General features: G+C 44.0%; 7 protein-coding genes. 2 read left to right on the top strand and 5 right to left on the bottom strand.

From position 1 onward, the window contains the following. Positions 1-287: 287 nt before the first annotated feature. From U0035_RS01745 to U0035_RS01725, 5 genes are all read right to left on the bottom strand, one after another. Positions 288-3,188: a triple tyrosine motif-containing protein gene (locus tag U0035_RS01745; RefSeq protein WP_114793256.1), complete on the bottom strand. Its 2,901-nt coding sequence runs from the start codon at positions 3,186-3,188 to the stop codon at positions 288-290. 124 nt (positions 3,189-3,312) lie between these two features. Then, complete coding sequence (locus tag U0035_RS01740; protein ID WP_114793257.1) at positions 3,313-5,574, bottom strand: glycoside hydrolase family 3 N-terminal domain-containing protein; 2,262 nt, start codon at positions 5,572-5,574, stop codon at positions 3,313-3,315. Positions 5,575-5,872: 298 nt separating this feature from the next. Continuing rightward, on the bottom strand, positions 5,873-6,907 hold the full coding sequence (locus U0035_RS01735) for a glycoside hydrolase family 18 protein (protein WP_114793258.1): 1,035 nt from the start codon (positions 6,905-6,907) through the stop codon (positions 5,873-5,875). Positions 6,908-7,251: 344 nt separating this feature from the next. Continuing rightward, entirely contained in the window at positions 7,252-8,118 is an 867-nt protein-coding gene (locus U0035_RS01730) for a polysaccharide lyase (protein WP_114793282.1), read from the bottom strand. A gap of 71 nt (positions 8,119-8,189) precedes the next feature. Further along, entirely contained in the window at positions 8,190-10,517 is a 2,328-nt protein-coding gene (locus U0035_RS01725) for an alginate lyase family protein (RefSeq protein WP_211316564.1), read from the bottom strand. A 766-nt stretch (positions 10,518-11,283) separates the two neighbouring features. On the opposite strand from U0035_RS01725, the gene U0035_RS01720 reads away from it, so the two are divergent. Both U0035_RS01720 and U0035_RS01715 read left to right on the top strand, forming a co-directional pair. Continuing rightward, entirely contained in the window at positions 11,284-12,702 is a 1,419-nt protein-coding gene (locus tag U0035_RS01720; protein ID WP_114793260.1) for a DUF5125 domain-containing protein, read from the top strand. Between the two features lie 21 nt (positions 12,703-12,723). Further along, entirely contained in the window at positions 12,724-15,948 is a 3,225-nt protein-coding gene (locus tag U0035_RS01715) for a SusC/RagA family TonB-linked outer membrane protein (protein WP_114793261.1), read from the top strand. Positions 15,949-15,979: the final 31 nt, after the last annotated feature.

The following is a 15,979-nucleotide window of genomic DNA, read 5'->3' as shown; positions in this document are numbered from 1 at the left end:
AAAAGATTAAAGACTATTTAGAGCCTACAAATTTGCCGGAGGTTTCATGCTTTTCCAAAAAATCAGCTACGTCAAAAATGCTTCAGGTAAGAAAAAATGCATTGAAAATCAATTTTTTGTATGTGTATTTTTTATTTAGGGGCACACCATTGGTATTTTATTCATCAGAAAGCAGGATCAACATCTTTGCCGAAATTCTGCAGGCCGGGTTCCGTCACCATCAATCTGAAACCTATGGATGAGTTCTGATTTTTGAACCTTACACAGGAAGCCGATGAGTAGCCCATTCATGCTGGCCCTTCAAAACGGATCAAAAAATCAGCCAGGTGCACATCGCCGGGCAGAAGGAACTTTTTACGTAATCTGAACCGGGCGGTTTCAACACCACGAACGGAAATATTCATCAATTGTGCGATTTCCTTGGTAGATATATTCAATTTCAGGTAAGCGCAAAGCTTGAGATCGTTGGCAGATAAGGAAGGGTAGCTGTCTTTTAAATGCTGCAGATAATTATTATGCACTTTATCAAAATGAAAAGCAAACTGCTCCCACTCCTGTTGCTGATCTAATTCTTTATCAATTGTCTTAATGATTTTTTGAAACTCTTTTCCTGATTTTTCAGTATCAGGCATGTTTTTATACGACTGCAGGCTTTCTTTTAAAGTGGACATTACTTCAATTTTCCTGACCAGGTTCATTGCGGACGAGGCGAGCTCTTTATTGCGGTGGTCTAACTCTGATTGTAGCTTATCAGCTGTAAGCTGGATAATCTTTTTTTCATTTTCCTGCACTTCCAGTTCATGTCTCAACTCAAGGGTGCGCTGCTTTTCTTCGTGCTCCCGCTTTTGTTGCAGTAACTTTTTCTGCTGCTCTTTAAAATCACGTTGCCGCTGGTATTTTAAGAGTAGCCACAATAAGCCGATTCCGGCAAAAACGTATAAAACAATAGCCCACCAGGTTTGATACCAGGGCGGAAGAATAATAAAATGATACACAGCCGGCGCTGACTCTTCACCTCCTATCCTGCTTTTTACACGGAATGTATACTTGCCTGCGGGAAGATTACTGAATTCTTTTTCCGTTTTTTCTCCCCAAGCAGACCATTGCTGATCGAATCCCTCCAGTTGATAGCTATATTCCACGTCATCCGGGTGGCTATATTCAAGGGCACTGAAGCTTAGCATAATGCCCGATTTACTGTATTGAATCAAAGGACTTTCAGTGCCGTCTGTATACCCTCCATACAGTAAACTATCGTTTTCATTGATCCGGGTTCTTACGCTTCTGATATGTACTACCGGCTTCTTTCTCTTATTGTTATAAGACCTGAGGTTTAAATGAAAAAAACCTTTTTCGGCAGCAATGAATACATTATTGCTGTCCACAACATTAATATGTTCAAAATTAAAGGTGAACTTATCTTCCAGCTCAGTAAAATAGGTTTTGCGGGAGAAGCCAGAAGATTTATCAACTACGCCGATTTTCTTTCCCTGGGTGAACCAGATATTTTCATACCGGTCTTCCTGCAGGTAATTGACCAGGGTTTTACCAAACATTTTCTCAAAATATACCGAACGTATAAATTTATCTTTATTACTATTATACTCAAAAATGCCGTTGTCGTCTGCCAGGATCAGCTTACCCGCTATCTTAAATATCCGGTTATTGTTATTGCTGATCACCCTTTCTTTATCTGTATAGGGTTTCGCTTCCAATTTCCCCTGTGCATCGCGTACCACACGAAAGACCCCTCTATAAGGATGCGCTATCCAGATTACGCCATTGTGCTGAACTACAAACCTGGCCGATTCGCTGGAAATCAAGCCTGCGCTGCGTTGTATCTTACTACCTGCCTCCTCCAGGAAGCTGATACTATTGTAGGTTCCGGCAAGTATTTGTTTTGAGTTACCATAGGGCTGAAAACCCCAATAGCCTATACTGTTATCAATCAAAACTGCCTCGCCATTATTAACATAATAGGCGCCGGAAGCATGTGCGATAAATAATTTATTGTGAACAACTGAAAGCCCCCATACTTCACCTTTTGAATTTTTCACAAGCTCAAACCGGCCCTGGTTTCTGCTAATGTCGGGCTCCATTGACAAGGGGGTACGATACACACCAGCAGAAGTGCCCAGGTATAAATACTGATGATATACGGCAGCCGCGAAACCGGTGTTATGATTTTCTTTTTCGGGGAAAATATGTTTAATGGCATCGGTATAATTCACCACGTCTATGCCATTATCCAGTCCTAGCCAGATATTACCTTCCCGGTCAGCTTTTACAGAAAGGGTGTTCTGGCTTTGCAGCCCTTCATTGATAGTAATTCTTTCAAGTAAGTGACCCTTGCGATCAATCACGTAGCAGCCTCCCAGCCGGGTAGCAACCAGGAAGTTTTTGTCGGGCAACTGAAGTGCCTGGTAGATGCTTTGAGTTGCCACTTCTCTGATGGACGGTGTACCAAAAGAACTAAGTCCTTTATGATCGAGAATAAAAAAACCAAATTGCTGGGTAGCAATCAGAAGAGAGTCTGTGCCAAATGGTATGATAGAACGTACTGCTGCGCCCGCCGGCAGTCGGTCCCCGAAAGGTAGGGGCTTCCAATCCTTTCCATTCTCAAATATCAAAAGCCCCCGGTTAGCGTTATGGGCAATTATGTCCTTTCCGGCTTCACCCAGGAAAGACCAATAATTACTGGCATAGGCCTCTATCTTGCCCTTGTTGAGGACAAATATTTTTGAATTGATTCTAAAAAAAACAGCGTTATCTTTCTCACAAATGTTCCAGACATCAGTAAAAGTATTGTCCTCCGGTGATAGTAACGGGTTTAATGAGTGATAAGCCAGCCTCCCCTGTGCATCTGCTTTGAAATAGCCAATCTGCCCCTGACCACCAACATAAATATTCCCGTCTTTAGCAACCATAACGGAACGCAACGCAATTCCATTGGGTAATTGATAGGTTTGCCAATAAACTCCGTCAAAAGTGAGCAGTCCGTTGTTATTTGCAAAATACATCACGCCTCTTTCATCCTGGTCAATATCCCAGTTCTGGTTACCTCCTTTGTATGATTTTTTTGAATAGTTTATGATGGAAGGATTCCCGATTACATTTTGTGCGCGGCAGGGCAACCCTGCTATTAAAATGCAAAGCAGCAAGAAACCGTAATATTTATGATCGACCATTGGCTTATTTCTCAAACGGTGGTAAATATATTCATTTCAGAAACCCGTTTCGTATGCACTTATAAATTATGGTAGATTCCGTTTGTCATTGGACATTTTCTATACAATGCCGGGTTAAGTACTATTATTGCAAAGAAAATGAAGATTTCAGCCCTGAGTCGCTATTACCTCCTACCCATACATTAAACAATCCTTTTTCAGATTTCTTTATAAGATCTAAACCGTAGAAAGCCAAATCCCCGGCGCTCAATTCAAATATCACTTTTTTTGACTCCCCTGGTTGTAAACTGATCTTTTGATACCCTTTTAATTCTTTAACCGGGCGGGCTATCGATCCAACAATATCCTGGACGTATAATTGTGCTATTTCAGTGCCTTCATATTTACCGGAATTGGTTAATGTTACCGACACTGCCAGTTTTTGCCCCGGTTGTATCTTATCCGCCGAAAGTTTCAGGTCTGTATACACAAAGCTGGTGTAAGAAAGACCATAGCCAAACGGGAAAAGAGGGTCTCTTCCCGAGTCTAGGTAGAAAGAACTATTGCCCAGGGAGCTCTGTTTGGCTTCCAGTGGAATATCATCCAGTTTCATTGGGTTTTTAGGGCCTGGCCTGCCGGTATTATTATGATTATAGTACATCGGGATCTGACCTACTTCGCGCACAAACGTAACGGGTAATTTGCCACCCGGATTAGCTTTCCCGTAAAGCAGGTCTAAAATAGCAGGCCCGCCCATGGTACCGGGATGAAAATTATATAAGACCGCATCGGCATTGGGCAGATCCCGCTCAATCGTTAATGGACGGCCTGCCATCACTACCAGTACAACCGGCTTATGAGCAGCCTGCAGCGCTGCCAGCAAATCTGATTGCACGCCTATCAAATTAATATTGGATAAAGAATGCGCTTCGCCCGAGAGAATAGATTCCTCTCCCAGGAAAACAACCGCAACATCGGCTTGTTTTGCAGCCTCCACCGCTTTTTCGAAACGGGCTTTATTTTTATCCCTGCTGAATGCCAGTGCGGGTTCATATACATAGTTAATATGCGTGTATTCGGTTTGTAGAGCTTTGACAGGTGTTATGGTATGTTCTTTCTGTCCATCAAAAACCCAGGTGCCCATCTGGTCATGCGGTGCGTCGGCCATAGGGCCAATCACTGCAATCTTTTTACCCTTGTCAAGCGGTAATAGCTGGTTATTATTTTTTAATAAAACCGCCGATTTAATAGCTGCTTCTCTTGCTGCGGCTAAATGCGCCTGCGAGTAGGTTTTGCCTGGGTCACCGATGGGCGCAAAAGGATTCTCAAACAATCCCATGCGAAATTTGATGCGAAGAATATTTTTAACCAGTTCATCAATGGTTTGAATGGGTACTTTTCCTTCTTTGACCAATTGGGATAAGTTCTGGATATAGGTTTGGCTTACCATCTCCATATCCAGCCCCGCATTGGCTGAAAGCGAAGCTACTTCCTTTCTATCCGCAGCAAAACCATGCGGGATCATCTCCGACATAGATGCCCAGTCTGAAACCACAAATCCATCAAACTTCCATTCTTTCCGCAGCACCTGTTTCAGGAGAAAGCTGTTTCCCGAAGCAGGTACACCATCGTTGTCGTTGAAAGAAGTCATTACGGTAGCAGCGCCCGCTTCCACTGATTTCCTGAAAGGCTCCAGGTAAACATTACGTAACAGGTGAATGGGTATATTAGTGCTATTATAATCCCTGCCGCCTTCGGCCGCGCCATAGCCAACAAAATGTTTTAAACAAGCAGCAATAGAAGTAGGATCCGATAATGTATTACCCTGGAATCCCCTCACCATAGCTGCTCCTAAACGCCCCGCCAGGTAGGGATCTTCACCCAAACTTTCAGCGATCCTTCCCCATCTTGGATCGCGGCTGATGTCCAGCATCGGCGCAAAAGTCCAGTTAATACCCTTTTCACGGGACTCTACGGCCGCTATATGGGCGGCGTTTTTTACCAGCTCATCGTCAAAGGAAGCTGCCTGGCCTAATGGAATAGGAAAGATGGTATGCAAGCCATGAATTACATCGCGCCCGATAATTAACGGAATGCCCAGCCGGCTTTGTTTCAGCGCTATTTCCTGGAGCTTATTTACTTCCACCGGGTTGGTTACATTTAATAAAGAACCCACCTCCCCTGTTTTGACCTTTTCCTCAATACCCGTAGTTATTTTTTCAAAATTCAGCTGGTTCATCTGCCCGATCTTTTCCGCTAAAGTCATTTGCCTGATCAGGTCTCCTACCCGATCTGATTCAGATCGGGTCCTGTCTTTATAAATACTTTTATTTTGGCTATATAACGACATGTGCATTGAGAAGGCTAAAAAGACCACTAAAAACATCCTGAGTTTTCCCCGGTTCATTGAATATACTAATTGATTTATTGAAATTGTTTAAACACTTAGACTAAATGATAATATGTCGCTTCTGCGAGGCTTAATGGTTCGTAAATGGATTTTTTTATACCAATATCTAGTCCCGAAGAGACCTTAGATTGGTAACAACACTATCGAACGAGTTCGTTATTGTCCTGTAGGGATGGGATACCGGAAATTTTAAACAAGTTCATTAATAAATAGCAATAGCTGCGCAATAAGAATTACTGCGCTTCTTTCGCCCCGGATTCCTTGCGATAAGCGATCTGTTATATTAATTGAACTTTTATTTTTTGCCCGATGCAGCTTTCATTACCTCTTCGAAAACGGTCCTGCTTAGAAGACCGTCATCTGTATCGCCCGCATACTCCCAGTACATAGCGCCCCGTAAATTATTCGCATTAATAAAGGCAGCTTTTATTTTTATTGACTCGGGCGTTTCGTAAGTGCACACCATTTCCCCGGCAGCGTTGACGAGGTAAGGTACTTTGGCAATGGCGTCCCATTTACTTTCAAAACCGGTTAGTTTAATGAGGTCTCTATAATGTACAAACCCCTTGATGTCTTTATTATTGCCCCTTCCGTAAAAAGGTATACCCAAAACCAGCTTATCAACAGGCATACCGGCTGCATGATGGGCGTTCACACCTTCTTCTCCTGACCCGGAACCAGTCATTTCTGAACGGTGTAAGGCAGCATGGTGTTTGGGAGGATTTCCAGAATCATAGGCCATAATATTTACAAAGTCTACCAGGTCCTTAATGGCCGCAAAGTCGATGTACTTTCCGCTCATCACTGTTGCCAATGTCAGCAATTTTCTCTTCCCGATGGCTTCCCGTATGTCTTCCATCAGCAATGTAAAATTCTTTGTATCATCATCAGAAGCGGAAATGCCTCCCGCTTTGCTGGTGGGATACTCCCAATCAATATCAATACCATCCAAGTCATATTCTTTAACCACGCGGGCGCAATCGTCCGCAAACTTTTTACGGTTATTATTGTCAGCGGCCATTTCGCTGAAGCGCCCGCTGCCCCAGCCCCCAATGGAAAGCAGTACTTTTAGTTCTTTACTTGCCGTTTTTAAGGCAGCCACGGTTTTTAACCGCTGCGGATTGTCAATTCTCACCCCGTCAAATGTTTCTGTAACATGTCCAAAAGCATAATTGATATGGGTCACATATCTTGTATCGGGCAGTGCCTGGGTCCAGGAAGTTACATAGGCAACTACCACTTTTTGTGGTTTTTCATTGAAGGAGGGCGTGGCCCAGAGAGACGCGCCCAATAATATCATTGCTAAAAACAAGCCAGCCGTTCTTATCATCGTTAGTTTATAAAAGGTTAATAAAAATATTTCTGTACGACCTGAACCATGAGCAGATCACAGTAATGATAGCGCAGTGTACAGGAGTCCTGTTTGATTTTCGAAGTAACCCATGCCTCAACGCTGCAAATAGCAAGCAATTCTCATTTGCGTATCAGCTTACAAATATGCAGTACCAAAGGTATGATTTCCAAAAAAAAGGATACGTCAAAAACGCGTCAGGAAAAATAAAAAACAATGATTATCAATTTATTGAATAGAAATGAAATTATTCAGGGAATCTTTTCCAATGATTCATTGCGCTTTTGATCTCCCTGGCGGGCTATTAAAAAATACCGGGCTTATTAACCGGCAATTCTTTTAATAACAACATCATCATAAAAAATATTACCATCGGTTGTCGCCTGCCAATATTCCTGGCTGCCACCTCTGAAAGTGTGGAAGGTAATATATTTTATTTTCCGGTAGGCATCATTGGTGGTCCATCTGATCGCTTGTGTCAGCAGGTTTTCTCCATCTACTTCGTAAACCACCAGACCATCGGTATTAGAACCGGTATTACTTTTTACCTTTATCTTAATGGTGTACCAGGTGTCGATAGTCAGCTCTTTACTTTGTTTTCCAAAACTGTTACCACAGGTTTCAGGCATATCTTTGTAATAAACATAAGGACGAAAATAGCTTCCGGATGTAACCTTATTGGTTTTACTGCCTGTAGCATTATACCACATCAGGCGTGCTGAGCCGCCTAATCCGTTATCTGCCTTATTACAGCCGGTATAGCCGTTTCCGATATGAAAACCGAAACCAAGCTTTCCACCCCGGCTCCAGTCAAAACCATTTCCAAATTTGACTTTGAACGATAGTTCATATTCTGTGCCGTCAGCTACGTCAATATTGACGATATTTCCCTGCGAAAGCGTGTTGGCCGGTATGCGTACCCGGGCCTGGTTACTGATAATATCTGTATTTTGCCAGGTCATTTCTATAGGTACTCCAAAGTCGCCAGCCGCCATAGCTTTGGTATAGGTACCGTCGGTGCGGTTAAAATTGATTGTTTTGCTGTCGGGATCATTATTTCCGGGCGAAGGCTTTTTTATCTCCTGGTCCGGAATAAAACTATCGCCATTGTTGCGCTTTCCACATCCCGTAAAATATAGGGATGCAAATAAGCAGATTAGTAATAATGTTATTTTTATACTCCTGATCATAGTTTTACGGTTTTGTTTGCTCATTTCCTTTTGCTGCTGAATAACTAGGTTCCAAAAAATGTTTGGCGGCATTATAACCCGGCTTCCAGGCCTTTTCTGCGTGTAAGCGCTTCCAGAAAATAGTAATCGGCATAGCTGATGGGTACATCTACTTCACTGTGGTGGGGATAGTGACCTGTTGAATGCAATAGCAAAAAACCTTCGTCAGCCTTTTCTTTGGCCTGGTAATACTGAAGCAAATTGCCGACAATGGCATCTCCGGTTTGGCTGTAAAAGCTGCTGTCGTTTGGGCTATACCTGGCCAGCTCATACAAAGCGGAAGCAGTAATGCAAGCGGCTGATGCATCTCTCGGCGCTTTTGGAATAGCGGGGTCATTGTAATCCCAATAAGGAATAAGATCAGCAGGTAAATGCCTGTTCTTAAGAATAAATTGCGCAACACCCTGCGCCTGTTTTAAATAAGAAGGATTACGGGTATAACGGTAGCTCATCGTATAACCATACAAAGCCCAGGCCTGTCCTCTTGCCCATGCCGAACCATCTGCATAGCCCTGATGTGTATTCTTTTTCCTCACCTTTGATGTAGCAGTATCATAATCCACAACATGGTAGGATGAGTAGTCGGGACGGAAATGATTTTTTAAGGTAGTGGCGGCATGTGTGTCTGCAATCCTGTAATAATCCTGATTTCCTGTAAGCCGGGCCGCTTCAAATAACAGCTCCAGGTTCATCATATTATCAATGATCACCGGGTACTGCCAAACCTCACGATTGAAATCCCAGGACCGTATGGCTCCCACACCTGGATTGAATCTCTTAGACAATGTGGCGGCCGCCTGTACGATTACGCTTTTATAGCCTGCATTTTTTGTTAAATGGTACCCGTTCCCGTAAGAACAGTTGATCTTAAACCCTACGTCATGCGAGCTACGGTCATTTTTTTCCGGTTCAACCAAACGGGTATACCGGTCGGCGGCTGTTCGCCATTTATCCGCCCCGGTGTAACCATACATCATCCACAACGATCCGGGGAAAAAACCGGAACACCAGTCACGGGGTGCTACCAGTGCCAGCTTCCCTTCTTTATCTACAGACCTTGGCAGCACCGCCTTTTTATTAGCCGACTCGTTATAAACCGCCTCCACGCGGTTCATGGCATAATCAAATTGGGCGGAAGCAAATGTAAAGAACCGGCTTACTAAGTCATCGGCTCCGTAGAGTAATCTCCACTGGTCAGCAATATCCTGACGGGCATATTTCTGAAAAAGGGCCTGGTATACCTGCAGGGAAGGGTTCATATCGAGGATGCGAACCAGGTCCTTACAAATATCCTGTTGTTTAGCCTCCCAACCACTAATTTGTTTATAAGGCCAGCTGCCCACTTCCTTACCTAAAAAGCTAACCAAATAGTCCATAGCGGTGTAGATGGATCTTCCGTCGGCCGATTTTTTGTCCAGCAGGTTAACACCCAGCTTGCTGGCTACTGCACAAACATCAAGCATATGGCTGAGGTTGTATTGTGAATAATGATAAGCAAGCGTACGCCATAATTCATTAGGCTGCTTACCATCAGGTTCTATTTGCGCGAATATTCTTTTTGATGCAAAATCATTGATAATATCCCTGGCCGCAGGCTCATTTCCAGAAAACAGCAAATAGTAAATCAGCTGCGAATCATACGCTGTGGCGTGGTTATTTTTAGCTGCTTTCTCCTTCTTGCCCTGCTGGCTTTCCTGCAGCCACTTTGCAAACCTGCCAAACCATCGTTTCAATCCTTCTTCATCATTTGTTGTATAACTTTTGGAGGTCTTTAATAACTGGATGCTGTTCAGCAGCTCAACAAAAGAATAGCTGTCAATTAACCCTTCGGGCCTTCCTTTTGAATTGTCTTTACCAGGGATAAACTGAGAATATTCAAGATTGGGGTTCATGAGTGTCGCTTTATCCAGGAACCAGGCCCGCAGGAGTTTTACGGCTTTCTGCGCATACTTCTCCTCGCCACTATAGAAAAAAGCAAGTGAAAGGTTTTTGACAGCCGCGCACATATCTCCCAGGGTATTACGGTCGTAGCGTTCCAACTCAGGGTTAGACTGGCCGTCTTTATAGACATAGGGTAATCCATCGGCTGTATTAGGATTGGGCCACCAGTAACGGCTCAGGCTCACATAATCGTGTTTATCGCCACTGGGAGCTACCCCCTTTTTCTGAACCACAGAATAGGTATTCCTGCTAAGATCCCGGTCGGCCTGTGCCATCAACGCGCTATACGCAGACGCATACGTTAAAGATGTTAACCTGCTTTTAATGGCGTGCATTTTTTTTGCGTCCCATAACCATTGAGCCTGTAATCCGGTTTTTGAGGCCAGTAAGAATAAAACAACCCAGCAAATTTTTCTCATAATACTGTTTTCTTTTTACTTGTATGTACTGAAATGACATGATGCTTTTGGCGCTACATTATATTAAACTTATTGCGTATATCTTATTTTTTTAAAAACAAGTTAATGAATGGAACAATTCTAAAACCCGTTTTAAAGCAGGATAAGTATGACAGCTATCGTTGATATAATTAAGCTAAACAAATCAATCGGGCACAAACATATTATTTACAACTGTGGCTATTACACCATATAGTAAAGAATGAGATCATCCAATTGTGATGAGTCAGTTAAGAAATTAAAAACAAGCTAATTACATTGATACACCCGTCTTTAAAAACCAATAAAAAATGAGCCCTCAGGGCAACGCTCTGTATACAGCTAAAGCTGGCAGTTTACTTTATAAGACCTGGCAAAACCTCATAATTCACTACTTAATTCTCCAATACATAAACGATTAATTTATTTATAATCAAAGTATTAGATATAATTAACTCGTCTAAAAGTTTCATTTTTTGCCTTCCGGCTCTTCTACAGGCATTTTAACAACCAATCTTTGTAGAAACGGTAATGCCAGATGATGAACGATGCTGCATCGTAAATATTCTTACTGCACAGAAGTAAGGTATAACAGACCAATTGCTTAACTAAAAAAAAATCAAAAGCGCATGACTTAAAATTAATTTACCCAAGGGTAGTGTCACAATATATCCCTGACACATCGCGGCGTACTGCCGAAAATTTAGCATTATAAATTTTACATATCTAACGATTCATTAAAAGCTGTATGAGAAAGAAAAAAAATCTCCTGCTGGTACTCGGGGCTTTTTTGTCGCTTTGCTCCTGTAAGAAAAAAGCGGACATTGACACGCCGGTGATTACATCGCATCAAACTGCCGGGGTTGCCTATATGGGTGACAGCATTCCTCTTACCACTACCGTAAGCGGAACCTATCCGCTGAGCAGTATTAAGGTCTCCTTTTTCCGGGGTGACGAAAAAATATCGGAAAGCCTGATCCCTGTAAAAGAGGGAGGTGCATATACCAACCGGCTATTGGTACCATTTGTAAAAGGTATAGCAGACGGTACTGCCGAGATACAGGTAATGATCAAAAACAAGAATTTCAATTACTCCACCGCGATCATTCCGATCCAGGTTACGCGCCCGAAATTCCCCTACCTGACCTTAAAAACAGCTTACGGAGACTATCGCATGGAGCCTGTAGCAGGAGAACCTTATCAATATGCGGTTACGCAGGCATTTCCTTCCAATAAATTAAACGCTTTGATAGAAGCCCCTGCTTATGGCGAAAATGGCAACCGCTTCTATTTTGGAGGCAAAACAATTATAGCGAATGCTACCAATCAGGATTCTATTCCCTTTCAAACAGCCAGTGCGCCGGGCGCTCCCTTCACGGTATCTTTTGACATAAAAAGTTTTGAGGGAAAACCATTCCTTAAACCCGCATTCGGCAATATCGAGTTCCCCGCTTTTGAAGCCAATGCCGCAGTTATTGAGCACGACTTCGTACAAAATCAATCTATCATTATAGATGGATTTACAGATATTTCCCAGTGGTGGATGGACCCGACTTTTCTGGATAAAAATAGTGACGGCTCTTACAAATTCAGGGCGGCAAGCGGTAAGTATCGTGTGAGGGCCGATCAAAACCTGAGATACTTTAAAATTGAGCCGATGAATGGAAATGTCCTGGCGGATTTCAACACCACCACCAAAACAGGCGGCGTTTGGATCAATGGAGGTGTGGGCGACCAGGCTGGCTCGGCGCCGGCAGAACGCCTCGGCTTCCCTTCAATGGCCAGTAACCCGACACTCTGGAATCCTGAGAGGAATAAAGCCATGGCACCAATGGGTAACGGGATCTACCAGGTAAAACTGGTTGCAGGCACCACCCTATTCCTGAGTAATGTATCGGGTAGTACGGCCGGTATCTCGTTCTACCAAAACAGTCGTTCTATGAGCAGTCCATTCAGTCTTATACTTACACAAACACTTTATGGAAGCCCGGGTTCCCCCAGTTCCTCTGCTGGTTCGGCACGCTTTGAGCTCAAACCTGCAACGGCCAGCAGCGTCGGCCAGATCATTGCTACGGGAAGTAACCGATCGCTTGGAAATGGAAGAACCTATGTATTTACATTGGATACCAAAGTTACTCCGGCATCTGTAGTTATCGATATAGAATAAATCACCAGAACTAAAGCACTCATGAAATTTAAAATACGAAACAATCATACGCAGGGGATTCATGTATCCCGGCATTTCCAACTATTATTCCTGCTCCTGGTATGCGGCATGCCTTTTGAGCTTTTTGCGCAAAACAGAACTGTCAGCGGGTTGGTTACAGACGTCGAAGGCAACCCGGTTTCCGGCGTAACCGTATCGGTAAAAGATCAGCCGGTAACTACTAATACTAACGAATCAGGCCAATATAAAATAGAGGCAGCAACGGGGAACACTTTAGTATTCACTTATGTAGGCCACAACACGGAAGAGCGTGTAATCAAAGCTGATGAACAGGTTATCAACGTACGGATTACCGTAGGCACCGCTAATATGGAAGAAGTGGTGGTCGTAGGGTTCGGTCAGCAAAAGAAGGAAAGCGTTGTATCCTCTATCAGTACCGTCACAGCTAAAGACCTTTCGGTTACCGGGAGAAGTTTATCGAATTCTTTGGCAGGCAGACTCCCCGGCATTATTGCGATTCAGCCTTCGGGTGAGCCCGGATATGATAACTCGAACTTCTGGATACGGGGTGTAAGCTCTTTTGCCGGAGGTACCAATCCGTTAATCATTATTGATGGTGTGCCCCGTAATGCAAGCGATATGAGCAATATACCCGTTGAGGATATCGAAACTTTTTCAGTGCTCAAAGATGCAGCGGCAACCGCCGTGTACGGTGCTGAAGGTGCTAATGGTGTGGTATTGGTGACTACGAAACGGGGGACGCAATCCAAAACATCTATTACAGCCGATTTGCAGCATGCCGTGCGTAAACCGATAAGGGTTCCTCAATCGCTGGATTCGTACAGAACCCTGAACCTTTATAACGAGGCTACCTGGAACGAGAAAGGCAACCCTTTAACCGGCTGGGTTCCTACCTATGATGATATAACACTCGAAAAATACCTTACCGGTGCAGATCCCGATTTATATCCTAATACCAACTGGCTCGACCTGCTGAAGCCGCACACCAACGTTTCCCGTTATACTATTAATTTCAGGGGCGGTGGAGAACGTGTCCGCTTTTTTACATCAGGCGCCTATTATACCGAAGAGGGATTATATAACAGCAATACCGTTGAAAATTATAATGCCAACCTGAAGTATGAACGTTTTAATCTACGATCCAATATCGATATGGATCTTACCAAAACAACTAAAATGTCGGTAGACCTTTCGGGTATTTTCGTAAAACAGAATGCGCCTATCTCTACGGCAGATCAGCTATGGAGTATTATGTCCCTGGCGCCACGCTATCTTTTTCCGATGGTTTATTCAGACGGTACATTTGCGGAGCATCCGGTATATTCTGCGGGTTCGGTAGGTACTGCAGAACGCGCCAACCCGTATAACCTGCTAAACAATATGGGGTATAGCAGAAACCAGGAAGTGACTTTACAATCCAAAGTGGCCTTATCGCAAAAACTGAACGTTATCACCAGGGGGCTCTCCTGGCGTGGTGCAGTTGGATTCGATAACCTGTCGCAGGGAAGAGTGAACCGCACCAAAGAAGCGGTGTCTTACTATGCCAATTCCCGCGATGCAGAAGGTAACCTCATCTTTAACCAGATCCGCGGGGGAGCTGCTTTATCCAATCCTACTGCAGCGGGCAGTTCGGGAGAACGCAATACTTATATTGAAACGGCATTTGACTATAAAAGAATGTTTAACAAACATGATGTAACGGGTCTTGTATTGTACAACCAAAGAGAAAGGCAATACCAGAACAGGGGAAATGGCCTTGAAATGCTGCCTTACCGTAAACAAAGCCTGGTTGCCCGGGGTACCTACGGCTTTGATGGGCGTTACCTGCTGGAAGCCAGCGCCGGTATGACGGGCAGTGAAAACTTTGCAAGCGGCAACCGTTGGGGATTTTTCCCTGCCGTAGGAGCTGCCTGGTGGGTCAGCCATGAAAAATTCTGGAGCCCGCTTGCTACTGCGATCAACAAGTTGAAATTCCGTCTTTCTTATGGTAAAACAGGGAATGACGTACTGTCCGGAGACCTGGGCCGTTTCCCTTATCGCGAAAAGCTGAATGAAGGCGATGCGGGATACAATTTTAGCTGGACGGGCGGCTCCGGAGTGGGGAATAATGGCCAGGGCGCAGGAAGTCCCGGAGCTGGTATAGTAGAAAGTGACTACGCTACCCCCCAGTTAAAATGGGAAGAAGAAGATAAATTCAATGCCGGCATTGACATCGGGTTGCTCAATGGCCATATTGATGCAACAATCGACTTCTTCTATAATGAACGTTATGATATATTAATGCGTCGCAACACACTGCCTACTGTTGCCGGTTTGCGGGTAGCCCCGATGCAAAATTTTGGACGCACCAATAACCGGGGACTGGATATGAACATTACCGGAACACAAAAGTTCAATGAATTAACCCTGAGTGCACGCGTTAATTATACTTATACCAAAAATAAAGTGGTAGAATATGACGAAATACCGCAGCCCTTTGCCTACCAGGCTTATACCGGGCAAAGCATTGGCCAGCCATTTATTTATATAGCCGAAGGGCTTTATACACCAGATGATTTTACCATTACCACTAATCCCAACGGCTCTCAAAGCTATCAGTTAAAAAGCGGCCTGCCCGATCCGAGACTGGCTGTATCCCCTGGTGATATACGTTACAAGGACCTGAATGGCGATGGAGTAATCGATAATTACGATCAGACTTATGCCAATGGTTTCTTTTCAGGCAGTACGCCTGGTATTGTATACGGTTTTGGATTAACAGCAGAGTGGAGAGGATTTACCGCTGCGGTTTTCTTCCAGGGAGCAGGCCGCTTTTCAACCTACCTGCTGAATAAAGCCGAAAACTTTTACCCCTTCCTGCGCTCTATCACAGATGAAGCATTGCGGGAAGAATCAATGGATCGCTGGACCTATGAAGACCCTTACAACCAGAACGTATTATTTCCAAGATTAAGCACGGTGAACAGCGGAAACAATACGCGTCAAAGCACCTGGTGGTACCGCGATGCGTCTTATATGCGTTTTAAAAATATGGAACTGGGTTATTCGCTAAAGCAGAATTGGGTAAAGCGCATGCACCTTCAGGCCATCAGGCTTTACCTGCAGGGTGAAAACCTGCATACATGGGATAAAGTGAAGTTCTGGGATCCTGAAATAACCGGCCGCTCAGGTTCCCGCTACCCCATCAGCTCTACCTGGACATTCGGATTAAACGTAAATTTTTAAGCATATCCTTCAGCTAAAACAGGCTTAATAT

Origin of the sequence: Niabella yanshanensis (assembly GCF_034424215.1) — a bacterium.
Lineage (GTDB): Bacteria > Bacteroidota > Bacteroidia > Chitinophagales > Chitinophagaceae > Niabella > Niabella yanshanensis.
This window is presented reverse-complemented; position numbering and strand designations above follow the sequence as displayed.